The organism is Achromobacter anxifer (genome assembly GCF_903652925.1).
Classification (GTDB): Bacteria; Pseudomonadota; Gammaproteobacteria; order Burkholderiales; family Burkholderiaceae_B; genus Achromobacter; species Achromobacter anxifer.
This window is the reverse complement of the sequence record NZ_CAHLAR010000001.1, coordinates 420,114-446,280: the sequence shown is the minus strand read 5'-3', so window position 1 is coordinate 446,280 and position 26,167 is coordinate 420,114. Positions and strand designations below refer to the sequence as shown.

Annotated in this window: 16 protein-coding genes; 8 read left to right on the top strand and 8 right to left on the bottom strand. The window is 59.7% G+C overall.

Features of this window, described 5'->3' with window-relative positions; all coding sequences use genetic code 11:
* Positions 1-525 precede the first annotated feature (525 nt).
* The 3 genes from HWY37_RS02065 to HWY37_RS02055 form a co-directional block, all read right to left on the bottom strand.
* Positions 526-1,452 (bottom strand): LysR family transcriptional regulator, encoded by a 927-nt coding sequence (locus HWY37_RS02065; RefSeq protein WP_176087761.1) that lies wholly within the window; start codon positions 1,450-1,452, stop codon positions 526-528.
* A 175-nt stretch (positions 1,453-1,627) separates the two neighbouring features.
* Positions 1,628-3,253: a methyl-accepting chemotaxis protein gene (locus HWY37_RS02060; protein ID WP_176087760.1), complete on the bottom strand. Its 1,626-nt coding sequence runs from the start codon at positions 3,251-3,253 to the stop codon at positions 1,628-1,630.
* Positions 3,254-3,816: 563 nt separating this feature from the next.
* Positions 3,817-6,009, bottom strand: a complete 2,193-nt coding sequence (locus tag HWY37_RS02055; RefSeq protein ID WP_176087759.1) for a sensor domain-containing protein — start codon at positions 6,007-6,009, stop codon at positions 3,817-3,819.
* Between the two features lie 1,184 nt (positions 6,010-7,193).
* On the opposite strand from HWY37_RS02055, the gene HWY37_RS02050 reads away from it, so the two are divergent.
* Positions 7,194-7,451, top strand: a complete 258-nt coding sequence (locus HWY37_RS02050) for a hypothetical protein (protein ID WP_176087758.1) — start codon at positions 7,194-7,196, stop codon at positions 7,449-7,451.
* A 112-nt stretch (positions 7,452-7,563) separates the two neighbouring features.
* Here the strand turns inward: HWY37_RS02050 and HWY37_RS02045 are convergent, their stop codons facing one another.
* Positions 7,564-8,715, bottom strand: a complete 1,152-nt coding sequence (locus HWY37_RS02045; RefSeq protein WP_176087757.1) for an NADH-dependent flavin oxidoreductase — start codon at positions 8,713-8,715, stop codon at positions 7,564-7,566.
* Positions 8,716-8,857: 142 nt separating this feature from the next.
* Positions 8,858-9,808, bottom strand: coding sequence for a LysR family transcriptional regulator (locus HWY37_RS02040; protein WP_176087756.1), 951 nt, complete (start codon positions 9,806-9,808; stop codon positions 8,858-8,860).
* Positions 9,809-9,977: 169 nt separating this feature from the next.
* Here HWY37_RS02040 and HWY37_RS02035 point away from each other — a divergent pair, with 169 nt between their 5' ends.
* Both HWY37_RS02035 and HWY37_RS02030 read left to right on the top strand, forming a co-directional pair.
* Complete coding sequence (locus HWY37_RS02035) at positions 9,978-10,895, top strand: alpha/beta hydrolase (RefSeq protein ID WP_176087755.1); 918 nt, start codon at positions 9,978-9,980, stop codon at positions 10,893-10,895.
* 85 nt (positions 10,896-10,980) lie between these two features.
* Positions 10,981-11,628, top strand: a complete 648-nt coding sequence (locus tag HWY37_RS02030) for an SDR family oxidoreductase (protein WP_176087754.1) — start codon at positions 10,981-10,983, stop codon at positions 11,626-11,628.
* Positions 11,629-12,103: 475 nt separating this feature from the next.
* On the opposite strand, the gene HWY37_RS34830 is transcribed toward HWY37_RS02030, so the two are convergent.
* Together HWY37_RS34830 and HWY37_RS02025 are read right to left on the bottom strand one after the other, a co-directional pair.
* Positions 12,104-12,280 carry a CrpP-related protein gene (locus tag HWY37_RS34830; RefSeq protein WP_343060930.1) on the bottom strand — a complete coding sequence of 59 codons (177 nt, stop codon included), beginning with the start codon at positions 12,278-12,280 and terminating at the stop codon, positions 12,104-12,106.
* Between the two features lie 468 nt (positions 12,281-12,748).
* On the bottom strand, positions 12,749-19,042 hold the full coding sequence (locus tag HWY37_RS02025) for an autotransporter domain-containing protein (protein ID WP_176087753.1): 6,294 nt from the start codon (positions 19,040-19,042) through the stop codon (positions 12,749-12,751).
* A gap of 362 nt (positions 19,043-19,404) precedes the next feature.
* Between HWY37_RS02025 and HWY37_RS02020 the strand changes: the two genes are divergently transcribed.
* Positions 19,405-21,282: a tetratricopeptide repeat protein gene (locus HWY37_RS02020; RefSeq protein ID WP_246302163.1), complete on the top strand. Its 1,878-nt coding sequence runs from the start codon at positions 19,405-19,407 to the stop codon at positions 21,280-21,282.
* Between the two features lie 959 nt (positions 21,283-22,241).
* Here the strand turns inward: HWY37_RS02020 and HWY37_RS02015 are convergent.
* On the bottom strand, positions 22,242-22,931 hold the full coding sequence (locus HWY37_RS02015; protein ID WP_176087752.1) for a metallophosphoesterase: 690 nt from the start codon (positions 22,929-22,931) through the stop codon (positions 22,242-22,244).
* Between the two features lie 465 nt (positions 22,932-23,396).
* Between HWY37_RS02015 and HWY37_RS02010 the strand changes: the two genes are divergently transcribed.
* From HWY37_RS02010 to HWY37_RS01995, 4 genes are read left to right on the top strand one after another with little or no spacing between them, the layout of a single operon-like run.
* On the top strand, positions 23,397-23,624 hold the full coding sequence (locus HWY37_RS02010) for a hypothetical protein (protein WP_343060910.1): 228 nt from the start codon (positions 23,397-23,399) through the stop codon (positions 23,622-23,624).
* Positions 23,621-24,631, top strand: a complete 1,011-nt coding sequence (locus HWY37_RS02005) for a hypothetical protein (RefSeq protein ID WP_176087750.1) — start codon at positions 23,621-23,623, stop codon at positions 24,629-24,631. The genes HWY37_RS02010 and HWY37_RS02005 overlap by 4 nt, the downstream gene beginning before the upstream one ends.
* Positions 24,628-25,167: a plasmid mobilization protein gene (locus tag HWY37_RS02000; protein WP_176087749.1), complete on the top strand. Its 540-nt coding sequence runs from the start codon at positions 24,628-24,630 to the stop codon at positions 25,165-25,167. Before HWY37_RS02005 ends, HWY37_RS02000 begins: the two co-directional genes overlap by 4 nt.
* A complete protein-coding gene (locus HWY37_RS01995; protein WP_176087748.1) occupies positions 25,164-26,159 on the top strand; it encodes a relaxase/mobilization nuclease domain-containing protein in 996 nt (331 codons plus the stop codon). The genes HWY37_RS02000 and HWY37_RS01995 overlap by 4 nt, the downstream gene beginning before the upstream one ends.
* The last annotated feature ends 8 nt before the right edge of the window (positions 26,160-26,167 follow it).

The window sequence follows — 26,167 nt, the reverse complement described above, 5'->3', positions numbered from 1 at the left end:
CCGGCCAGCTCGGCCTCGATGCGATCATAGAGAGGGCAAGAAATGGCTGGAAGGCGGGCGTTTGGATAGACACGTCACGTGGGCCTGTGGTCGTGGAATGTCAGAATTCCTGCCAGCATCTTCGCGAGTACCTCCCGAGGCACATGAGATATTCAGCAGCCGGATCAGATTGCTATGTCCGTCACTCTACCGGAAGCTAATTCGAATTCGCGCGCACCGGTATCCGGGAGTTCCTTTCCTAAAACGTCATGTTTCCAGCCGCGCCTAGGGGGCCAGCAGACGTTCAACAAAGCGAGCTGCCGCTTCGTATAGGCGCCGCGGACCGTCTACCAGTGAAGTAGCCATTCGTTGGTAATCTTCATGTGTAACGTCACCATCGCATTTACGCGACGAGTTCACTGAATATCAACCAGCGCCCAGCCGCTGCTTTGCGCGAAATATCTTACTGCATCAGGCGTAGTAGCTTTGAAAAAAATTGGATGGGTTTCAGTGTATGTCAACGGTACTTCGCACCGATCTTCCTCGTTAACGTTGACTCGAAGAGCGCTCCTCACGCTTTTCTATCAGAAAGTCTTTCAATACTTTGACTTTCTGAGGAAGCAAATCTCGCGAGGGGGTATATAGATAGAATCCTGGGAAAGGCCTGCTCCAAGAACGCAGAATTCGCACCAGCGTACCTTGCGCAACATGTTGCTGAACTGCGTAGTCTATATGTTGAGCTACCCCCCGGCCTTGTAATGCTGCGCGTATCGTACACTCATCATCGTTTGTTACCAGGCGCCCATTGGGGGTTATTGTGAACGCTCGCCCATCGTCGCCCAGCTCATGGAACTCCCAATTGAAGACTAGACCGCTAGTAGTTTGGCGGTACGAAATGCAATTGTGTGTAGCGAGATCGGCGGGGGTTTTAGGAGTCCCATGCTGCTTCAAATATTCAGGCGAGGCGACGACTGCCATTTCCATCATTTCGGTTATGGGTACGGCTACTACGTTGGGACTTAGGCTCTCCCCGAGGCGAATGCCTGCATCGCAGCTCTCGGCAACGATGTTCGCCAATCCATCGTCCATGATGAGTTCTATACTCAAAAAGGGGTATCTATCGAGGAATTCTCCCATATGGGGCTCGATAAAGTATTTTGCCGCGCTACGGGATGTATTGACCTTCAAAATCCCGGACGGTGTCTCTTGAGTGGCGTGGATATTGTGCAACGCCGAATCAATGGCCGCGAGTGCGGGGCGTAGCTGTTCGACGAGCAGCTTTCCTGCATCTGTGAGCGACATGTCCCGTGTGGTCCGCTGTAGTAGCTTCACGCCTAGTCGTTTTTCCAATGAGGCGAGGCTATGAGAGACCGCCGTTCTGCTTATTCCCAATTCGGCTGCGGCCTTAGTGAAGCTCCGATGAGATGCGATCTGGACGAAGGTCGCCAGCTGAGGAAGTCTTGAAAAGTCCATGTCCGACCATTAGTGCGAGGGATTGAAAGTATGGGATTGCAGCGGAAGACGACGCCCACGAGTTGGTACGGAGGACACGACCTGCGTTGCCGTTGCGGCCGCAGGCCGTGTTCAGCTGTGTTCCTAGGAGAGGCGCGGGGGTTCATCGGGTGTAGGACGATGAACCCAGAGCCGCCTAACGCATCGAGAGTTCCGCAACCCGATGGCCTGGAACCGCCGCCGAGATCTCCTCGGGGGCATCGATGACGTGCGCCGAAGGGAGCTTGAAGACGGCGACTGCACTCACGAGGGCCCCGGCTTGATCTTTGAGCGAGGAGGCTGCGGCAGCCGCCTGCTCGACAAGTGCCGCATTCTGCTGTGTCACTGCGTCCATTTGCGATACGGCAACGTTCACTTGGTTGATGCCGCTGGCCTGTTCTTCCGAGGCGGCGGAGATTTCGCCCATGATGTCTGTGACCCGCTGCACAGATCCCACAATCTCTTGCATCGTGACTCCTGCCTCTTCCGCTTGGGCCGAGCCAATCTCCACCTTTGCGACGGATTCGTCGATTAGCTGCTTGATTTCCTTTGCCGCTTGGGCGCTACGTTGCGCTAGCGAGCGCACCTCGCTAGCGACCACCGCGAAGCCTTTCCCTTGTTCTCCAGCACGTGCCGCTTCAACTGCTGCATTCAGGGCCAGGATATTGGTCTGGAACGCGATGCTGTCTATCACACCTATGATTTCCGCTACCTTTTGTGAACTGGTTGAGATGTCATGCATAGTATTAACAACCTGCTTTACGACCTCGCCACCGCGCATCGCAACTCCACTGCTTTGCATAGCAAGCTGATTGGCATGCTGAGCATTCTCCTCATTCTGCTTCACTGTTGACGCCAACTCCTCCATGCTCGCCGCCGTCTCTTCCAGCGACGCTGCCTGCTGTTCTGTCCGAGAAGAAAGGTCGGTATTTCCGGACGCAATTTCGCCTGAGCCGATGTCAATCTCCTGCGCGGCATGACGCACATGCGATATGGTGCGGCTCAATCCTTCTTGCATACGGCGTAGGGCCGTCAATAACTCACCAATCTCATTTTTGGAGCGCAGCGCGATATGGGCGCTAAGATCTCCCTGTGCAATTCGGTCGAACTGCAAGGCAGCATTACGTAACGGCTGCAGAACACCGCGACGGACAAACACGGTACAGGCCGTCACCAAGCTCAGGGCCAATAGGATGAGAATTACAGTGACCAACCGGCTAGTGTCATATCTACGTTCGGCATCGGTCAGCTCATGTTCACTGACCGCCTGAGTGCGCTCGAAATAGTGGCGCATTGCTTTCTCGAAGTTGATATTCGCCTCGCGAGCCTGAAGATTCGCTGCGATATATTGGGAGGAGGAGCGTGCTCCCAAGGCCTGAGCCTGTCCTTCGATAGCTGCCGAGTATGCTTTATACGTGCGCTCGACTTCCCCCGCCCTACGGTTGCCTTCGTCGCTTTTTGGTACTGCCATGTATTTTTCGATAAAATCTTTCGCCTGATGAAGAAACGCAGTCGCGCGCTCCAAACTCACCCTGGAGCGATCCATCTGACCCTCTGTCATTTCGACGAACCCTCCCGCAAGTGCAACCCTGGATCTCAGTAGAAGCCCATACGTTTCATACAACGGGTCGACCTGTTCGACGGACACAAGATTTAGCTGCCGTACGCCTTCGTACGACTTCATTGAGTCATACGACGCTAAGAGCGTGGAGGTCATCAAAGCAACAAAGAAAAGCCCTAAGGCCCAAGCGAGCCCGGTACGGATGCGTATTTTTTCTATCATAATTTGACCCTAAAAGAGTTTTAGCCACCTGCGCGGGAAAGTGCGGTTGAATCCGACTGATTTCAATGGACTTATTCGTTATTTACTCACTGATCACCTCTTGATCAAATAGGGCGGCCTCTGGGCGCTTCATGTCGATATTCCTGTGACAAGGAGTTTCTATTCAATCTGTTTATTTGAGTGCGCTGTATCGACACGGATTGACGAAAGGATTGGCTCGCAATGGACACCACGATTACGCAGGTCAGTCATGCTCGCCGCTACCGGATAAACTAAGTGTTGAGGCACGAGGAGTTGCGCCTGCGGTCCTTTCAATGTGAGGACATGCTCAAGCTGTACGAGTTCGTGGCTCAATTTCGGCCAGCGTACGCGGATATTGTCATTTAGCATTGATACGAACGTCTCGGTCGGAACTAGTGTTAACGGCGGCACACCGCGAAAGTTCCGGAGTTGCTGACCATCTGAATTTGGCGGATGCAGCGCGGTCGTTGTAGTAGGAGATTTCGATTGGCAGTGCGCTGCGAGTTCGGTCCAGACCAACTTACGTTTGGTTGCCGAACGGGTCATCGCGCCATGGATCCATCATGTAGCGGCTCCGGTCGGCCAAAGAAATATCCTTGAAAGGCTTGGCAGCCATGCTCTTTCAGGAATTGGAACTGCTCGATCGAGTCCACGCCTTCCGCCACAACATGCAAGTCCAACGCATAGGCGAGGTCAAGGATGATCTGCGCAATGGCCTTACCTCTCGAATGAGTCATAAGGTCGGTCACGAATGCTCTGTCAATCTTGAGTTGGTCAAACGGCATTTCCTTGAGAAATGCGAGGGAGGAGTAGCCCGTGCCAAAGTCATCCATCGAAAATCGAATCCCAATCTGTTTGAGCTTGGCCATCATTTCCACAAGCTGTTCCGGGCGAGAGTGAAACATCGACTCAGTCAATTCAAGCCGTAGCTGGCTGGGTTCTATCCCATATTGCTCAATCAGACGAGTGACGATTGAGAAAAAATTTGGATCTCTAATCTGTCTGACGCATATATTCACAGCGAGCGTCCAGTGCGCGCTCTCAGGGCCTTCCCTCCATCGCCCCAATTGTGCGCACGCGTTGTGGAGAACCCATGTCCCAATCTCGACAATAAGGCCACTTTGTTCAGCCAGGGGAATGAAGTCGTTGGGCATTACTACGCCCCGGGTTGGATGGAACCAACGGATTAGCGCTTCATAACCGATGACCTTGCTTTCTATATCTACGACGGGTTGGTAAAAGAGCCGGAATTGTTCATTCGCGGTCGCGTTTCGCAAATCGGATAGGATGGAGGCGCGTTCCAGCACGCGCTGTTGGAGCTGGGGATCGAAAAGGCTCGACTGATTTTTTCCGCGCTGTTTCGACTGATATAGCGCCATGTCTGCATGCTTCAGGATTTCACTGTCGGAGATGGAGTCGTCGCAGAACAAGACCACTCCAATGCTCGCGGAGGAATAAACCTCTGCGTGGTGGAGATAGAATGGTCGCTTAAATTCTTCAAGTATTTCCTGCGTTAGAGCAGTAGCCCTGTTGGCAGCAGTCTCTTCTGTGGGGCCCATATTGCCCGCAATAATGACGTACTCGTCTCCACCAGTACGGGCGACGGTATCTGCGTCATCGAGTATGGTCACCAACCTCTGACTGACCTGCATAAGCAAATCGTCGCCGCTTTCGTGTCCGAGCGTGTCGTTGACCTCCTTGAAGTTGTCTAGGTCCAAGAACATCAAGGCGCCAAACGATCCTGTCCGAGAACAGGCTATCTTCATTTCCTGCAGGCGTTGCTTCATGAGCCGGCGGTTTGGCATGCCGGTCAGGTCGTCGAGCGAGGCGCGCCGAGCACTCTCTTCTTCTAGAAGTTTTCGCTGCGTGACATCGACCCGCAGGGCGATGTACTGAACCGGTTTGCCGGAGGTATTGAGAAAGGGGACTATTGTGGTTTGCACCCAATAGATGGAACCATTTTTTGCGCGATTGCAAATATCCCCGCTCCAAATCTTCCCACTAGAGATAGCTGTCCAAAGCTCGCGGAAGAAGGCGGGCGGGTGCATCCCAGAGTTGACGATGCGGTGCGTCTTTCCGATTAGCTCGTGCCTCGGAAATTGCGAAATAGCGCAGAACTTATCGTTGACGGACGTAATAATTCCTCGCGAATCCGTCACCGCCACAATCGCGTGTGCGTCCAACGCGATTTTGAGATCTGCGAGTGCATCGGTTGAAGTGCGCAGAGCCTGCCGCATCATGGCGGACTCAGTATGGTCTGATACTAATATCAAAACGTCGCACTGGGAACTTTGCTCCCCGCGCGGCTGCGGCAGTACAGCCGCCTGCTTGTGCATTGTGACGCCCTGCGAGCTTTGAGTCGTAAACTCGACGCTCGACCTTCTTCCGTTAATGGCATTTTCGATGGCAGGTAGAAGCGCGAGTTGCCATTCCGTGGGTAATGCTCCTAGAACGGGCTGCCCCTTCAGCTCAGGCTGCGACAATCCGCAGACATCGCTGAAGGGAAGATTAGCGTATTTGCAACGTAAGCTTGGATTGAGCCACACCACCTCTGTAGGGAGATGTTCTAGAATTTTCCAGAGCTCTACATTCTCGTTTGAAATGATCAAGGCGCTTTTTCTCCGCGTGTTTCGCATGGCGGCATTGCGACGCTGCTGAGCCAGAGCCTCAGTGCGGTATTCTTCATGCGAAGTTCCGGCCAGCCAGTCAGCCGTACGAGTTTCTTGAGGTGGCAAAGGGGACTGGCCGCTGACTCACAACCTCGCGCAATGCCATTTCCGTCCAAAACTGATTGCCGATTAGCATTGCGTTCGCCATCTAGGATCGCCTCTGATCAAGGTTGACGAGGCTAGAGGATGATCATTATCTTGATCAACCCGGTCGGAGGGATTTTCCCCACAATGCCGTATAACGATCAGTGGTTAGAGGGCGCAGTTAATTCCCATTGGATTGTTATCTCTTTGCCCACAGTTTGATGCGCAACAGACGAGTTTTTCCCCTCGAGCATTGCGTTTCGGTAATGCTTTCGTCATCAAAGAAAGAACTGTACTTGCTCGTTTCCTTCTAACCCTGCTAATCCAGGGCAACCTCAAATACATTGAGGAAGATAGGAAGTTGTCTCGTCCATCTGCGTCTAGTCCGCATAAGTTGCAGTGCACAGAGGAATAATTAATGCATCAACGAATTCTATTGGTAGGGTTTACCCTAAATTGGTGAATGTCATTCACTTCTGTATTTTTGTATGTTCATTAATATGAAAATATTCTTTAAATTCAACTGTTTGTAAGGTTCCGATTGGGTTAGTGTGCCGATATGTAACTTTTTTGAAGGGCAACAAGGGGTATCATTTCTACAACAATGCGCACAGGAAGCCCGAGTGTTGTGAGTGTGAGGAGCCGTACAAACAATCGAAGCTCAGGTGTGGTTCCTGGTAATTCACGGCCTGCTTGGTACTGCTGTTCTTAGCTTGTGGTCCAGCAAGTTTCTATGAGGCCACACGCCGCCTATTTGCCGACAGGCTGTTGAAACTGTGGTTATGGCAAACGGCCGCTCGCATTGCGCTATTGCTCGTGCACTGCATCAGCCTCGCATAAGCGCAGTAAGTCTAGTTCGTCCAATCCATAAGGCGCTGCCCTCGAACTGATTCCAAGCCACTCCTAGGACGTATGTATTGCGCTTAATAAAGTGATCTGTCGAGGTTGTCGGAATGCGGACATCATTTCAAGAAACGCGTGGCCTCGCGCGGCGAGGATTCGAAGTTATCAAAGCTGGCGATCTTTTAGAAGACGGCTTTCGTGTGCTTTCCGAGCATCTAGGCGCGGAGGACGGCATATTCAGAATCTTGTGTATTAAAGCGAGAATCGAAGAGAATCAGTGCTTAAGCAGATTGGATCTGACACTTCGAAATGACGAGTTTGCAATGACCACATTGTGGCCATTGGAACTTCGAGAAGCTTGGCAACGATGGGCAGGAAAAGCGGATATCCACCAATCTTTACAAGCTTCCCAGATTCTTGCGCAGATCGAAGTTGGAATCGATGACGCGGAGGTAGGCGAGGGACAGGGTGCGCGGCCGATAGTGATATTCTCGATTTCGGCGAGCGCCGAAGATGAGCATCGGCGCTTGATCTTCTGCATCCTCCGGTTCTTTCGTGCTGTCGAAAGTCAATTTCGTTGATTTTTATTTGAGCGGAAAGGATGGCGGTGCCAGTCGCGGAAAAGCATCGAATCAGCGCTTTGGTCTACAAGCACGCACACACGCACGCATGGATGCGGTTAGCTCGTTGAAACTAGCTGACCTGCGGGGCCAGCTCCCCTGTTGGAATCCATCCTGGCGCTGCCGCGATAGCCTGCCACAAGCCGTCAGGGATAGACAGCTTTTCGCGCTCATTGAGGTCCAACTCCTGGCGGATTTGAAAACCACAGCCTGACTCTGCCAATCCCACCCAATCGGGGTTCATCACCAACCCTTTACCCACGGTCACCAGCGACAGCCCCAGATTCAGGGCGGCCTGGGCCTGCTCGGGTGTACGTAGCATGCCTGCCGCCAAGACCGGTACACGGTTACTTACGTGCGCAATCAACTGCTCCACCGTGAGCCGGGTATCCGTGCCGAGCGGCCGAGCTCCCAGAACGTCGTTCAGAGAAACATGCAGATAGTCGATGCCTTCGGCGATCAGCGCATCTACCAGGTTGCAGATGTCCGGCACACGATAGCCACCGTCCTCGCGCTCCTCGGGCGAGATGCGATAGCCGAGTAAGAACGGACGCTTGGCATGCGTTGCAATCACCTGTTTGGCCTCCCGGATCACGGCCAGCGCGAAGCGCATGCGCTTGTCCTGCGAGCCACCCCACTCATCATCGCGCTGGTTGTAGCGCGGTGAGAAGAAGTTCTGCAGCAGGAATCCGTGCGCGCCATGCAATTCCACGCCATCAAACCCAGCCTCGATCGCACGGCGGGTGGCCTCTCCGAAGGCGTGCACCATCTCCGATACCTCTACATGCGACAAGGCCCGGGGCGTCACGTCGCCCCGGTTGAAGGGGGCAGCCAGCGCATTGACCGCACTGGAACTCACGAGTTCGCCGCCAGGCACAGCCTCCACCACCGCCTTGTTGCCTGCATGGAAGATTTGCAGGACGGCTGGAGCGCTGCCGCTCTTGGCAGCTTCCGCCAATCGGCGCAGGCTGGGAATGAAGCGGTCATCATAGGCGGCGAACTCATCAGTGAATCCGATGCCGTTCTCCGCTACATGTGTGCAGCCGGTGATGACCATGCCCACCCCCTGGGCGCGGCGGCGGTAGTAGTCCAGTTCAGCATCCGAGATGGAGCCATCGGGATTGGCAGACCAGGTGGTCATGGGCGCCATCACTACGCGGTTGCGAAGTGTCAGGCCGTTGTCGAAGGCAAAGGTTTGGAATAGGGTGGTGCATTTGGAAGTCATGGAGAAGTCTCGGCGCAGCGCAGGCGCTTAGAAAAGAAGGTCACAAGGCTTCCAATCTGAGGCCAAAGCGACCGCACGCCAAGATTTCCAATCTATACAACAGTATTCAGTTCAGATTGACAATGACGACTGGGAGCGTCGCTCAGCGCACTCTCTGCTTTTTGGAAGGCGGTTGCTGCAGGGCCGCCATGTTCTCGCGCTTCTCGACCAGAAAATCAATCAATGCCCGCACCTTGGCAGGCATTTGCGCCCGGGTCGGGGCATAGATGTAAAAGCCCGCGAAGGGCTTACACCAGGATTGCAGCACCCGCACCAGCGCCCCGGAGTCCAGATGCTGCCGCACCGCAATGTCGATGTGCTGCATGAGGCCCGCCCCTTGCAGGGCGGCGCGGATCATCCCATCATCATCATTGGTGATGATGCGGCCCTTTGGCTCCACCATGAAGGTGTGTCCACCCGCCTCGGGCGAGGTGAACTCCCAGGCATGGATCGCACCGCTCGTCTGCCTGAAACGCAGGCAGTTGTGATGGGCTAGATCAGCCGGAGTACTTGGTACCCCATGCTGCTCGAAGTACGCCGGTGTCGCCACCACCGCCATTTCCAGCGCCGGAGTGATCGGTACAGCCACCATATGCTCGGCCAGGCTCTCGCCGATGCGAATGCCTGCATCACAGCCGTCGGCCACGATGTTGGCCAGCGCATCGTCCATGACCAATTCCAGCTGCAGCCTGGGGTAGCGCATACAGAACTCTCCCAGATGCGGCTCCAGCAGGGTCTTGGCTGCCACCCGCGAGGTGTTGACGCGCACCAGGCCCGAAGGTTCGTCACCTGCGTCATGCATGGTGCGCACCGTGCGCTCCACGGCGATCAGGGCCGGATACCACACGTCATAAAGGCGCTGGCCTTCCTCGGTCAGCGACATGTCACGCGTCGTGCGGTACAGCAGCTTGACGTTCAAGCGGCGCTCCAGCGCCTTCACGTTCTGTGACAGGTTGGCGCGGGAGACGCCCATTTCCGCCGCTGCCTTGGTGAAGCTGCGGTGGTGGGCCACATGGGCGAACCAGGCCAGCGAGGGAAGCAGAGACGGATCCATAGGATTCTAATTGTCAATTTCAAAATACAACTGTATTACGGATTGATGGCTATGAGAAATCCAATGATCGGCCTACAGTTCATCCATCGGTGTTTGGCCGCACGCCTCCGGAGGGCAATGACCAGGCCATTTCCACTCAGCGGCCAATCAGCGGCCACAAGGAGCCCTCATGCAAAGCGTCAAGATCAAGACCACCTACTGGGATATAGCAGCAGATCTGCATTTCCCACCCAACTTCGACCAGAGCAAGAAGTACCCGGCCATCATCAGCGCCCACCCCATCGGCAGTTGCAAGGAGCAGACCGCTGGAAATGTCTATGGCAAGGCACTGGCAGAAGCCGGCTTTGTCGTCATCGCCTTCGACCGCAGCACGCAAGGCCAGAGCGGCGGCGAGCCCCGCTACATCGAAGACCCGGCGATGGCCGTAGAAGACTTCAGTCGGGTCACGGACTACCTGGTTACCTTGCCTTATGTGGATGCCGGCCGCATCGGGGTGCTGGGCATCTGCGGCGGTGGCGGCTATGCCATCAATGCGACCATGATCGAGCGTCGCATCAAGGCCCTGGTCAGCATCACCGGCGTCAACTACGGCCGCCTGTGCCGCGAAGGCTTCAGCGGCTTCGATCCGATTGGCCAGATGGAGGCCGTGGCCCGGCAACGCACCGCAGAGGCTCGGGGCGAGGCGCTCAAGGTTGACCTGTTCGTTCCGCCTTCGATGGATGCGGTTGCCCAGGCGGGCATCACGGACGTCGATGTACTCGGTGCCACGGACTACTACCGTAACCGCTGCATCAACGACAACGCCGGCACGCGCGCGCTGTTTTCGCGCCGCGCTGCCTCTGCCGCCTGGGATGCCTTCCATCTGGCCGAGACGCTGCTGACGACGCCGATGATGGTGGTGGTCGGCGACAAGCCGGGCGGCTTTGGTGCCTATCGCGATGGGCTGGAGATCTACGCGCGCGCCGCATCGAAGGTTAAGGAACTGGTCGTTGTCGAGGGTGCTTCGCACTACGAGTTGTACGACCAACCGGGCCCTGTCGGTCAGGCGTTGGCCAAGCTGATCCCCTTCTATCAGCAAAACCTGTAAGGCCCAGCCCGGCTCCTTCTGAAGATGAAACAGCCATCGGCCCTGCCCGGAACGGCATGGCCGATCTGTTTTGGAGAACTACATCATGACCAAAGCTAAAACCAAAGTACTGATCCTGGGCGCAACTGGCCAGATCGCTCGCCATGCCGTGCAGATGCTGGGCGAGTGCCAGGATGTCGAGCAAACTCTGCTCGTGCGCGATCCCAAGAAGCTGACCAGCAACGAACCCTCCAATGCCAGGATCGCCATCGGCGATGTGATGGACAAGAAACTGCTGCCCCAGCTTATGGAAGGACAGGACGTGGTCTACGCCAATCTGGCGGGCGACGTGGACAAACAGACTGCCCACGTCCTTGCGGTGATGAAGTCCAAGGGCGTCAAACGCCTGATCTTCGTCAACTCGTTGGGCATCTACGACGAAGTTCCGGGCAAGTTTGGCGAGTGGAACCGCAAGGAGATCGGCCAGTATCTGCCGCCGTACCGCCAGTCGGCAGATCTGATTGAGGCCTCCGATATCGAGTACACCATCCTGCGTGCTGCGTGGCTGCAGGACGAGGATGAGGTGGACTACGAGATTACCGGTCGCGATGAACTTTTCAGGGGCACCGAAGTCTCGCGCAAGAGCGTAGCGGCGCTGGTGACAAAACTGATTGAGCATCCCGATACCTTGGTAAGGGCCAACGTGGGTGTGAACAAACCCAATACCGACGGCGACAAACCAGCTTTCGTATGACGTAGCCACTTCAAGCCGTCAAGAATTCTCCTGTCATAGCGAGAACTGGACGGCGGCTAACCCCTTCGAAGCGGACTGTCGGTGGTGCTTCATCGACGTCCGCTTCTGGCCGCCCCGGTTCGTTAGATCGTCTGACATGCGAATCCTCCTTGTAAGAACGTGTCTTTCAGCAAGTGCTGTTCCCAATCATTAATGAATAGAGGTGCTCGTGCACCATGGCGCTGCAGCGATGCGGGCACGCCAGTCGAATATCGACGTACTCGGGCATCCGAATTGCCGCGGTGTGCATGGTTGACAACTCAGAGGTGTTCGTAATGCTACGAGACGAGCTTCTTGCAAAAATGGTCGCCTGCTCCTTATCGCAACCTTGACGATTGGGGAGGGTGCTAACCGAGTTCGCCGATTGCATCGTGGCGGTCAAACCGAAAGTGCGCGAGGAAGAGTGTGACCAACTGGTTAGCGTTGGGGCGTCGGCTTACCGGACCCTGGCACGGGTCGGAGGATTATCTGCGGGGAGATCTGCGCGGTGACTGAAATATGCACTCGCTTGGGCGGCCACTAATACGACCGCGCTGCGCTTTCGCCAGCCGCGTTCCCATGCCTCAACCTTTTCTCGCCATTTCGGAATGGTTTCGCCAGTGTGGGCAGGCATTTCGGTTGCCCGATAGTAAGTAAGGGCAATCCCACAAAGTAAAGCCGTCGCGAGCAGCTTGCGCTCCGAGCTTTTCGATGTCATCGGGATGCATTGCCGTTCCTCCAAAAGAATGGTGGGCGGAAGGGCGATGGTGAGCGCCTTCGATAACGCTTGCAATAGTATTGCGGTACTAGCGTGGGCCTGCAAATGGGGCTTAGGCCAAGAGCTGCAACCAACTCGGCAAGCCTGTCGACGAGGCCGGTTTAATTTATCCAAATGGCCTCCGCGAAAGCCGGGACGATTCACTAGAACGGCAAGGGGCTTGACGGCGCGCGGCATGCTGACTATGAGCGCATCTGGACCATCGCTGCCGGCCCGACGGGGAACGTTTCTTCAGTCGAAGATTGAACCTTGCCGCACCTCGATCAATGGATGGCCGCCAAAGGACGGCGCCCTTGGTGTCTTTTCTCCTGTCTTTCCCCCGAATCAATAGCGCCAGCGCACGGTCAAGGAACCGGTGTGTTCTCGATTGCCGCCGCCATATTGCCCGCTGTAGAAAAGGCCCAGCGCGGCGTTGGCGGACATGGCCACTTCGGCGCCCAGCTCGGCCAGCGCCGCGTTGCGCGCGATTGGTGTGCCGGACACGGTGAAGGCCTGACCGCCGTCGAACGCCAGGGTTGACTGAGGCGCCACGTCGCCGAAGGCGTGGCGCCAGCCCAGCGTGCCGTGCAAGCGGCCTTCGGCGCGGCCCAGCATGAAGGCCGTCTGGGCGCGCAGACCCAGCGTGGAACTGGTCTGCTTGTCGCTGCTACTTTGGCCGTGCAGCGCGGCTGAACCACCAGATTCCGAGAAGCTGCGCGAGCGCAGATTGCTCCAGGCAATGCCGGCGAATGGTTCGATGCTGGCGCGTTCGGACAGCGGCATCGCGTAACCCAGTTCGGTGAAGAGTTGGGCCGTGCTGGCACCGTAATCCGCGGTTAGCTTCTGCTCGATGCCGGACACGGTGGCATGGCGTTCGGTGCTGACGTCGTGCCAGGTGTAGGCCGCGCCGGCCAGCAGGTTGAGTTTGCCCGCGCCGGCTGCGAAGGATTTGCCTCCGTACACGCTGGCGCTGTAGCCGGACACGTCGGCTTGCGATGCGCGGCCATCGACGCGGATCTTGCTGTCTGTGTAGCCCAGCGCGCCTCCCAGGCGCCAGCCGTTGCCCACGGCGTGATCGACGCCCGCAAAGACGCCACCCGTATGCTGCCGGACCTGCGCCGTGTTGGCATCGCCTTGCAGCGTTTGCCAATTGCCCACGACTTCGGCCCAGGCAGGCTGCGCGTTGGATGAGGGCAGGGCGGAGGCGGGGAAGGTGCCGCCGGCCTGTGCCGTGGGCGCGCCAGCACGCATGCCGGCGTTCAGGTTGGCGCGCAGGTGCGACAGCGGCAGCGCGCGCGTCGCGGCGCTGGCCCCCATAAGGCTGGACGCCACGCTGGCGTGCGCTTCGCCAGAGAGGCTGTTGAAGACCGCGGGCGGCGCGCCTTCGGGCAAGGTCAGGACATACTCATGCAAGGGGTTGCCGGCGGGCAGGCTGTCGAGCGCATTGGCCACGGCGCGTTGATTGCTGCTTTGCGCCGCATCCGCGAAGGCGATAGGGCGTGGCGGCGTGGCGGGGTCGACGGGATTGACCGGCACCTGCTTGCGCTCCAGTTGCAGCGTGACGTTTTGCGCGGCGTATTGCAGCGTGGGAGCCAGATAGGCGTAATTGGACGACACGGTATCAAACTGGCCATTGATGGCGCCCGCCGTCAGGATCGTGTATTGCCGCGTGTTGTCGAAACCGCCCTCGGGGCCGATATGAACGACAGAGCCAGCCAGGTTGGCGGCGCCTGTGACAGCTACCCGCGCGCTGTCGGACGACGCGGGATCCGCCGCCACCTGGTAGGTGGAGCCCGGCAGCAAGGTCAGGTCGCCCGCCACCGTCAGGACGCCGCCCAGGTTTCCCGGGGCCAGGATGGCGCCGCTGCGCAGGGTGGTGGTTCCGACCTGGCCCGCGCCTTGCAGTTGCGCGCCGCTGGACACCGCCAGGGAGCCCCCCAGCGTGGCGGCCGACGCGATGTCCAGTGTGCCGGCTTCGACCAGCAGGTTGCCGGTGTACGCGCTGCCGCTGCCGAAGATGCGCAAAGTGCCCGCGCCCGACTTGGTCAGTTCGCCATTGCCGGTGATGGCCCCGCCCAGGCCCAGGGTGCTGCCGGCGCTTACCGCGAGGCCGCTGGCGGCAGAGACCTTGACGGCGCGGGCGGTGTCGAAACTGGCCGTCGTGGTCAGCATGCCGCCGCTCAGCATCAGGCCGCCCGAGGCCGCGCCCAGGTTGGCGTCGCGCGACACGGACAGCGTGCCCTGGCGGATGTCGGTGCCGCCGGTGTAGGTGTTGTCCGCCGCCAGGACGAGCGTGCCGAAATCGGTCTTGGTCAGCGTGCTGTGGCCCTCGAGCGACGACGCGATGGTGCCGGTCATGCCCGCATCCGCGATCGATCCCGTCCCCACGCGGACGATGCTGACGCCGCCCGCGCCTTGCAGCGTGATCGAGTCGCCCTGGATGCGATAGCCATCTGTGGCGATCTGCAGGCCGGTCACGCCGATGGCACCCGCCGTGTCATCGACCGTCACGGTGCCGGCCTGCCCCTGGAACACGGCGTAGGTCGGGTTCGGCTTGAACACGCCATTGAGCGTGCCGTCCACGCTGGTCCAGTTGAGGGTGTCGGCGCGCCATGTGCCCCCGCCTCCATCGACGGCGGCGTTGTCATGCAGCGCGGTGTTGCCGCCATCCCAGAAGCCCAGCGCGGCGCCGGCGGTCGAGGCCAGATTGACCTGGCCGGCAACGGCCGTCTGCACGGTCAGTGCATCGACGTCCACGCCCGCAGGGGCGCTGCCGATGGCCAAGTTGTTGTTGGTCAAGCTGCCGGCATAGTCGAACAGGCGATAGACGCCCGCGCCAAAGCCGCCTTGGTCGGCGACGTTGAGGCTGCCGGCGAGGGTGAGATCGCCGCCCACACTGAAGAGGCCACCGCTTGGGGCGCTGCCCAGTGCGACATTGACCTGGCTGGCGTTGGTCAGCGACAAGTCGCCCGCAATGGTCAGCATCTGCCCTTGTGCGCCTTCCAGCACGCCGCCGGTCAGTGCGGCGTTGCCCGTGATGGTGCCCGCGCCCGCGATGGCACCGGTGCCGCTGGCGGCCGCATTACCGCGCAGCAGACCATCGATTTGCAGGCGTCCGCCCGTGACGCTGGCCGAGCCGCCCATCGCGTCGGCCACGCGCAGCGTGCCCGCCTGCACCTGGGTCTGGCCGGCGAATGCCTGGCTGTCGCCCAGCAATTGCAGCTGGCCCGCACCGGTCTTTACCAGGCTGCCCGTGCCCGTCAGTTGACCGGCGTAAGACGCGCCGGCGGCCTCTTCGAATACGACCGTGCCATTGTTCAGCAGATTGCCCCGGATGGCGCTGGCGTTGCCCGCCAGCGTGCCGGCCTCTACGCGCGTGTTGCCGTAGGTGTTGGCGCCGGACAGCGTCAGCGTGCCGGCACCTTGCTTTTGCAGGTCGGCCGCGCCGCTGATGTTGCCTTGCAGGCCCAGCGTGGTGCCCGCGTCGACATCGATGACGCCGTCCTGCAGCAGCGACACCGCGCGCGCGCTGTCGAAACTGGCGGTCGTGGCCAGCGTCCCGCCGTTAAGCGTGACGCTGCCGGCCGTCGCCCCCAGATTGACGTCGGCGGACACGGACAACGTGCCCTGGCGGACTTCGGTGCCGCCGGTATAGGTGTTGTTGCCGGCCAGCACCAGCGTGCCGAAGTCCGACTTCACCAGCGTGCTGGCGCCGCTCAGGCTGGAGGCGATGGTGCCGCGCATGCCGGCGCTCGCGGCCATGCCCGTGCCCACGCGGATAATGCTTTCGCCGCCCGCGCCCTGCAGCGCGATCGGGTCGCCCTCGATGCGATAGTCATCGGTGGCGATCTGCATGCCCGTCACGCCGATGGCGCCCGCGGTGTCATCCACCGTCACCGTGCCTCCAGCGCCCTGAAACACCGCAAAGGTCGGGTTGGGCTGGAACCGGCCGTTGATCGCGCCATCGCCATCCGTCCAGTTCATGCCATCGGCGCGCCATGCGCCCGTGCCGCCATCGATCAGGCCATTGTCGCGCTGCGCCGCGTTGGAGCCGTCCCAGAAGCTCAGCGTCGCGCCGGCGGTCGACAGCAGGTTGACCTGCCCGCCCACGGCGGTCTGCAGGCGCAGGTCGCTCGCGTCGATGCCGCTGGGCGTGGCGCCGACGCTCATGGTGTTGCCGGTCAGTGTGCCGCTATAGTCAAACAGCCGGTACACCCCCGCCCCGAAGCCGCCCTGGTCGGCAACGTTCAGCGTGCCGTTCAGGCCAAGGTCTCCAGCCACCTGAACGAGCGCGCCCGTCGAGGCCGCGCCCAGGCTGACGTTGACGCGGCTGGTGCCGTCCATTAGGAGGTTGCCGCCGATTGTGAGCGTCTGGCCTTGCGTGGCTTGCAGCATGCCGCCGGTCAGCGTGACGTTTTGGTTGATGCGGCCCGAGCCACCCAGTGTGCTGTTGTCCTGCACCGCGACGCTGCCGCCGATTGTGCCATTCGCCATCAGGGTGCCGCCCATCAGCACCCGGGTCAGGCCGGTGTAGGTGTTGATGCCCGACAGGGTCAGCGCGCCGGGCCCGGCCTTGTCCAGGCCGCCAGTGCCCGAGATCGTGCCCGCGAAGTTGCCCGTTTGTAGGGTCAGCGTATTGGCGCCCAGCGCAACCGTGCCCGAGCCCGAGAGCAATCCCAGGGCCCGGTTACCACCGGCGGACAGGTCGAGCGTGCCGCCCGCGTTCACCGTAACGCCTGCCGCCGGAGCCAGATTGCCTCCCGCGCCCAGCGCCAGGGTGCCGCCGCTGATCGCCACGCTGCCTCCGAAGGTATTGGCCCCCGACAGCGTCTGCGTGCCCGTGCCGGTTTTGATCAGCGAACCCGCGCCCGATATGATCCCCGAGAAGCTGTAGCTGGCGTTGCTGCCCAAGGTCAGCGTGCTGGCGCCAAGCTGGACGGCCCCATTGCCCTGGAGCGCGCCCAGGGTCTGGTTGCCTGCGGCGGACAGATCCAGGGTGCTACCCATGGACAGAGAGACCGCCGGGGCGCTCAAGCTGCCCCCGGTGCCGATCGCCAGCGTGCCCGCCATGATGGAGACTGAGGTCCCGGTAGAGTTTGCGCCGGTCAAGGTCACGGTGCCGGTTCCAGACTTACCCAAGCCGCCGGCGCCGGAGATGTCTCCGGCATACGTGCCGTTCGTGTCTTGCCGGAACATCAGGTAGCCATTGTTGAGGATGTCACCCCGCACGCTTTGCGTGCCGGTATCCAGTGCCGAGCCGGACTGGATGGTGGTCCGGCCGGTGTACGTGTTGGGGCCATTCATGACGACCACGGCCGGCCCTGCTACGGTCAAGCCGCCCGAGCCCGAAATCGTGCCGTCCAGCAGTATGTCGTTGTTGCCCGCCAGGGTCAGGCCACCGGCGCCAAGCACGAAATCGTTGTCCAGGAGCAGGCCGCTGGCCGGGCCCGTGATGGTGCCGCCATTTGCCGTGATCTGCGCGCTGCCAAGCACGTCGTTGTTGGTGATATTGGCCAGGCCGCTGTTCAGGGTGACGGCGCTGCCCACCACGGCGGGGCCGGTCAGGTTCCAGGTGCCGCTATTGATTACCAGATTGTCGAAATTGACGTACATGTCCCCCGAGATTTCGGTCGGGGAGCCGCCCGCGCCGCTGCCCGTGCCGGCAGACGGCAACACCGATTGCAGCACCAGGGTGTTGTTTGCCCCCGCGCCGCCATCGACTCTGCCAGGCTGTGCGAAGAACAACCCCGGAATTGTGTCCACAGGCAGGTCCGCCATCGCCGTGCCCGATGCGCGCAACACCGTCGAACCCGAGACGGCAGTAAAAGTGTTGTTGCTTCCCTGGCCGAACGATATGCCCCCGACGATCGTGCCCGCATTGGCGACGCTGTGGCCCAGGCCGGACGTGGCGACCGCTTCCAGCGCGATGCGTCCGATGATGGTTCCTGAGGACAGGTTCTCGAACATCACCTGGCCGCCGCCGTAGGCGGCGATCACCGGCATATCCGCGCGTGCCATGCCCAGTCCGGAGCGGGGGTCGCTACGGATCAAGCCTGCGTTACTCAGGCGGGTCGTGCCGCCCGCGCCGTTGTGCACGGCGATGGCCAGGCTGGACAGGTCGGGCAGGCTGGTTTCCCCCCCCACGACACCCCCAATCGTGCCCGTCGCGGTGTTGACGATGCTGAGGGTGTTGGCCGAACCATTGCCCATGGCCACCCCGGCCGCTACGACCGAAGAGGGGCCCAGAATGGTCGGGTCGATCCAGCCCGAGTTGGTCAGCGTGACGGTGCTGCCGGTCAGATTCATCGCCGTGCCGCCTGCGCCCGGTATAACGCCTACCGTCGCGCCTTGCTCCACCGTGACGGTGCCGTCGATAGCCAGTGCGTAGCCGGGAAACAGCGGATTGGCGGCGCCGGTGCACACGGCGTTGCTGCCGACCAGCGAACAGGTGGCCTGAACCGCTGCGCTCAAGCTGGATAGCCCCATGGCCAGCGCCACGCTCAAGGCATAGCGCGGCGCGCGCGCGCTGACCCGCCCGCCTGACGACGAGCGTCCGCCGCGCGCTTGCACCGCCAATTCCGATGCCGCTTGCCAGACGCGCAGCTTGCGATTCCATACCAGCCGGTAAGTGTGATTCAAAACGGGGCTCTCCAGGGGCGATGGCGGCATTCCTGGGTGCACGGGCAGTGTGCCGGCGGCGAGCGCGGGCCCCAAAGCGCGCCTGCACAAGAGAGGCGCACCAAAGCTTCTGGAATGACGGCTGATGTGTGGGGTGAATCCGGGTCAATTAATAACTTGTCTACGATGCCGTCGATCAAGAGAAAACGGGGAAATTTGCCGTCTATTTCGGCGATTTGGCCGGGCGACCTCCCCTGGCGCGGGCGGCCAGCACGCTGTTCCTGGGCACGGCGCCCCACCGTCTTGCGTCTGGCACCACGTCGCCGCTCTACGGCGATAATTGCGCTTTTCTGGCCGCGCCTGAGCGCCGTGGAGCTGTTTGCGTGGGCAAGCATAACGATCCGGCTGTTCCCCCGCTGACGCTGTCGGCGGCGTTGCAGGCTGCGCACGCGCATTGGAATGCGGGCCAGGCGCCCCAAGCCGAGCAGCTTTGCCTGCGGATCCTCCAAGGTGCGCCAGACCAGCCCAACGCACGGCATCTGCTGGGGGTGATCGCGCATGCCTATGGGTTGGCCGACCTGGCCATTGCGCACCTGCGGGTGGCCTGCCGGCCCGCATCCGCGCCAGCCCTCTATTGCAGCAACCTGGCCGAAATGTGCCGTCAGCAAGGCCTGCTCGACGAAGCGGAAAGGGCGGCGCGGCGCTCCGTGGCGGTGGACCCGTATCTGGCCGAGGGGTGGAACAACCTGGGCATCATCCTTCAGGAAGCAGGCCAACTGGCCGCCAGCCTGCAATGCCTGCAACGCGTTGCCGCGCTGCTGCCGGAGAGCGCCGAAGCCCACAACAATCTGGGCAACACATGCAAGCTCCTGGGCGACAACGCGCAGGCGCTGCGGCACTACCAGCATGCACTGGCGCTGAACCCGCGCTACGTATTGGCGCTGTGCAACCTGTCGGCGCTTCTGCGCGACGAAGGCCAATATGAGGCGGCGTTGGCCGCGGTCCGGCGCGCCATCGACGTCGACCCGCTGATGCCCCAAGCCCACCAGATCCTCGCCAGCCTCGAAACGACGTACGCGGCCACCCAGCAACCGGCGGCGCTGGCGCCCTTTCAGGCCGTGCACGCGCAGGCTCAGACCCTGTTGCTGACCGGGCGCCACGCGGACGCCGAGGCATTGCTGCAACAGGCGCTGGCGGACGGCACCGGTCCGATTGCGCTTTGGCGGCAACGGATCGCGGCCCTGCGCGCGCTGGGCAGGGACGATGAGGCGCGGGTCATCCTGGAAAGGGTAGTGGCGGCCACGCCAGGCGATGCGGGGGCCCGTTTCGATCTGGCCGAAGTGCTGTTGCTGCAAGGCGAATTCGAGACCGGCTGGCGCGAATACCGCTTCCGCTATCAGATGCCGCATACCGTGATGCGGGGCCGCCCCATGCAGCAGCCGCGTTGGGAAGGGCAGGCCATTGCGGGCCAGACCTTGCTGATCCACGACGAACAGGGCTTTGGCGACACGTTCCAGTTCCTGCGGTTGGTGGCCCTGGCTCGCGCGCGCAGCGGGGCCCGGGTCATCCTGGAGGTTAACGCCGCCTGCCATGCGCTGGCCGCGCGCAGCGGCGGTTTCGACCTGATCATTCCCGCAGGCACCGTGCCGCCCGCATTCGATTGCCACTGCGAGCTGATGAGCCTGCCGCTGGCCCTGGGACTGCGCCTTCACGATCTGCCCGTCAGCATCGCCTATCTGCGCGCGGATCCGCAACGGGTAGCGCATTGGCGCGCGCGCCTGGCGGCGTTGCCCCGGCCCTGGATCGGGCTGGTGTGGGCCGGCCGGCCCAGCCATCCCAATGACGCGCAACGCTCCATGGCGCTGGCCGATTTGGCGCCACTGGCGCGACCGGACACGAGCTTCATTAGCCTGCAAATGGGCCCGGCGGCCGCCGAAACCGGCTGGCCGCCTGCGGTCATGTCGCTGTTGCGGCTGCGCGAAGACATCCGCGACTTCGACGACACCGCGGCAATCATTACGCTGCTAGATGTGCTGGTGACCGTGGACTCTTCGCCCGCTCATCTAGCCGGCGCGCTCGGATGCCCCGTATGGGTGCTGCTGCCATTCGCGCCGGACTGGCGCTGGCTGCGCGGCCGCGCCGATTCGCCTTGGTATCCAACTATGCGCCTTTTTCGCCAGCCAGCGCCGCGAGCCTGGGGGCCGGTATTGCGCCAGGTGTCCGCGTCGTTAGATGAACTGCGCACCACGTACCGCAGATGATGCGGCTTTGCGCAGTTTTCTTCTGTGAATACTCCCCACGCGTATGAATTTCGGAAAGAGCACTTTGCTACGGTAAATGTTCAATGATTCTCGGCTCGGAGTAATGGTGAAATACCTAAAGCGTGGGGCTTCGTGACGCCGTCCGGCTCAGTGTCGAGCGTCGGCTATATTGGCGCCTGAGTTCGCCTAATAGGGCTGGAGAAATGCTAGGTGAATTTATTGGAAAGACAAAGGGTAAGATGGTCGATGGGTGTTGGTGCTTCGATGGTCCGCGGCACCCTTACCCGCTAAAAAATATACCGACCGCAGCTTCCGCTATTCGAAATTTCATCAAATATTTCGACCCGGAGCGGGTGCAGGCCTTGCCCTTGTGGCCGAGCCACCATTGTGACGATGACGATATTTTTGGTTCAGACGGTGTAGAGGATCCGCTAGGCGTTTTGCAGCGAATTGGCAAGCGACTGGAAACCGTGTGCGTAGACGGGCGGCATCGCAGGCGAAACGACCTTGTATTGGCCGAATTTTTCGATTTCACTTGAGATTCGGAGGCACCGATAATGAAAGTTCATTGGTCGCCGATCAGCCCCGCAGCAAGCGCGTGAAGTTGGCCGAATACTGGTGAAAGTGCATCCGTACGTAAGCCCTGCGATGGCCCGTTCTTGATATCTCCTCTCCGGTGTTATCACATCGGTCGAGTGCGATTGACCGCTACTGGCCGAACTCGGCCTTATGTCTTCCTGAGCGAATCATCCCCACCTACGCGGCGACGGAGTGGCGCGCAAGATCATCAGGTCCTCGCGCTGGTTGCTATTGCGTAATCTCGAAGACGTCACGCGAGAAACCTTCCCCAGAAGTCGGCGACGAACCTTTTCTTTTGCCCTGTCCGATCACTTCTCTCATCTGCCCGTATGTCGGACCTTTAGAGGCTGCGCCATGTATTAAGAGGTAGGAGAGTGGAACTAGCGCGGCCACGACTTAAGCGTATGCAAGTCCAGCAACGTAAACCTCCCCGCATCCTGCCATCCACCTGTATCGATGTAGTAAACATTGCCAAGCTGCGCAGGCTTGCGCAGCGTCATATGTCCATGGACCACCGCACGTACAGTGCGGACAGGCTGGGAATACTGCATTCGATAGCGATCTACGGACCATAGGCAGGCATCCTCGTCCTCTGGACTGAAGGTAGCGCCGAGAATGGCCTGCCAATCGTCATACGGGAAGTCAGCGTGAACCATACCGACCACGCCACTCGGCGTTTCCACCTCGATAGCCAGCGGCAAGGCGCTCAAGCTGGCCGCAATGCGTTCACGAACCTCACCAACGCAGGCATCCAACCATCCACCGCCGTGGACGCGATGATCGACATCCGGAATTGGATCGCCCATCGCCCGTCGCCACGTCATCAGGTCGTGATTCCCACAGATCGCGTGAAACCAAGGGCGCTCCAACCATTTCAGAACATCGGCTGACTCAGGGCCTCGGTCCACAAGGTCCCCTACGGAAAACAATCGGTCCTTTTCTGGCGAGAACTTTACGGCAGCCAGCGCGACCTCAAGCCGACCAAAATGACCATGGATGTCACCCACCGCAAAATCACGGCCGTTGGCATTCAATTGAAAGCGCCGGACTCGGACATTACCGGGCGTCATTCCAAGATTCCATATAGCTCCCTAACGACTTGTCATGCATGCCCCATGATACTTGGCTCCTCCCTACAGCGTGACACGTAATCCGCTGATCCTAGTGCCATCACTTCGAATGCGAGCCAACAGTGTGAGCATGCTCACATCGTTGGTAATTTTCCACAAAATTTTTCCCTATCCACCGACGCTTCAGACGCCAAAATCAGAGCACATCTCTGACCGCGCCTAAGCCCATGATTTCTAGATTAATTTTGCTTGATCGCTTCATCGCAAGAACACCAATGCGCCATATCTTGGCATTTGGCGATGCCTAATCTTGGTTTTCATAGACACCCCATTTTGGTCTTTAAAATCAATGACTTAAGTTTGACATCCATGCCTTCACGGTAAAGACTGGCATTACCTACGGTGAACTTGTGAGGCATATGAATGACTACTGGAGAATATTTGTTGGGACGGTTTGGACCGTTGATGAGCATCGTTGACGTCGCCACCTTGCTAGGCCGATCTCCCGATGGTGTCCGCGTTGCGCTTTATACCGATACCGACTTTTCGCGCAAGCTGAAACCAGCCATGCTACGGGTCGGCCGCCGCGTTTATTTTCGGACGTTGCAGATCACGGAAGCCCTGAATCTGGAACAACCGGCAGACGATGAAATCACGCCCGCAGAGGCCGCTACGCGAGGGCCTCGCTCATGAGTCGACAAAGAACCATCAACGACCAGATATGGCGCTCAAATCGCCTGTCAGGCTGCACGGTCGAAGACCGCTATGCGCTGTTCTACTTCCTGACCTCGCCATTCAGCAATGTCATCGGCGCCTATGAAATCGTTATTCGCGTTGCAGCCTCAGAAATGGGCTGGGACCCCGATTCACAACTGATGCCAGTGATGCGTCGTCTCATCGATGCTGGCATCTTGGATTTTGACCCGCAGGCGAATTACATCTGGATCAAAGATTGGTGGGACCACAACTCCGCCAAGATGGCAGTGGCAACGACCCTTAGGAAAAAGACACTCGAGCAAATAGCGGCACTGCCCCGAGGCTGGCGTGACGCTTACGTGAATGACTTTATCGATCGACTGCCTACCGAGGGTCCGCTGCGCAATACGGTAGCCAAAGCCCTTGGATACGGTCCATATAGGCTATCGACACCCTATGCGGGCCCCGACGACGGCCGGACGTCCATTTCGGCCGAATCAAAAGACATCCATAGAAATCAATCAATTAGCAACGAGCATACCGCAGCGACAGCCTATCTCCAGGGTATGGGCAGGGGGCCGGGTAACACTACTACTAACACTAACCCTATCTATAACCCTACTACTACAACGAGGACCGACGACGGTCTTCAGTACCCTACCGCGCTGGTCCCCGCTGAGAAACTGTCGATCCAAAACTTGCTTACCGACGTCCAATCAGTTGATGCGCAAGCATTGCTTGACGAGCTGGACGGAGCCATCAAGACGCCCGGAACCATCAGGAAGACAAAGGTCGCCTATTTCAAAGGAATCCTTGAACGCCACCGCACAGGGGGATTCGTGCCGTCTGCTGGCATCTCGATAGCAACCAGAAGGGAACGCCTGGCAGCGACCCAAGATATGTCGCGTGCTTCGGAATCAGCACCACTCAGCAAAGCTGAATCTCAAGCCCGGCTTCAAGAAATCAAAGCCCAACTGGAGCTGCATACAAGGATGCCGAAATGACGCGCAAGACCACACTCAGCATCCGCCTGGATGGTGATCTGAAGCGGCGCTGGCAGGCACTTTGTCTTCGACAAGGCAGCACGCCCAGCGACGGCCTGCGGCAGATCATTGTCCGCCTTCTCAACGGTTCGCCAACGGAAACTTCGCCCACTCCATCAACACATGAGCAGCCCGATACTTCGCGTCGCCGCTTGGAACTCCGCCTGACTGAGACGGAATATGCCCGTATCGAAGCACTGGCCTTGCAGCAGGGCATGTCCGCCAATCGCTGGGTCATCCACCTGATACGGGCCAATCTCAGCGGGGAACCACAGTTCGGCATGACAGAGCTACGGACGCTGGGCGAATCGAATTCACGGCTGTTGGCCATCGGCCGCAACCTGAACCAGATCGCCCGGCATATGAACGCAGGACGCGCGCTGGAGACGGTGGTAACCACTGAACATATCGACACACTGACCCGTCATATCAAAACCCACACCGCGCGGGTGGCAGACATCATGCGCGCCAACATTGACCGCTGGAGGTTGGAATGAGTCTGGTCATTGATGGAATTTTGAAGGACTGGGGCGAACGCATCTATACCAAGCCCGTGACCAGCCAAGGCATAAAGCGCACAGTGACGCGATCACGCACTTCGCCGCCCTCTAAGCCTCTGCTGCTGACCGGCAGCGCTCGGGTCCGCGACAAGTTGATGCTGACCACTCGCAAAGCGCCCGAAGTCATGGTGAAGATCTCCGGCGGCGGCAAAGGCATCGCGCAGGTGAAAGCACACCTCGACTACATATCGCGCAACGGCCTGGTAGCGTTGGAGAACGAAGACGGTGAAATCATCCTTGGCCGTGAGGCAGTGCAGGACGTGCGCGACGAATGGAAAAGCGGCCAGTACGGGTTGCCCTATAACGGCTCGCGCCGCGAAACATTCAATATCGTGCTGTCCATGCCACCCGGCACCGACCGACGCGCAGTGAATGACGCTATCCGTGCATTCGCGAAAACGGAGTTCGGCGCCAACCACGCGTATGTCTTCGCCATCCATGACGATGAAGCCCATCCCCACGGCCACCTTTGCGTTAAGGCGCTGGGTCTCGACGGCAGCCGGCTCAATCCACGAAAAGCGGACCTGCAACGCTGGAGGGAGCGCTTCGCCGAGGCACTGCGTGAACAAGGCATCGAGGCCAACGCCACACCGCGTAGGGTACGGTCGAACACGCACACTACGGTCAAGCAGGCGACGCGACATGCCGCCAAGAGTGGTAAGAGCACCAAAGCGGCCGAGCGGGAACAACGCGGGCTTTCCGGCGTTTCACGTGCCATCAGAAATGGCTATGGGCACATTGCGAAAGCCTTGGCCGCTGGTGACATAGAGGACAAATCGCTCGCCCTGGAAATTGTCCGGTTCCTTGATCCCTCGCAGGACAGAACGCTACAGGTCCCACAGCGTAGTCAGCGCAGCACAGAAGTGACCAAGGACGCCCATCGACTGGATGGGATCAACCATCCAGACACTGGCGACCTGAGCCGTTGATTGATTGC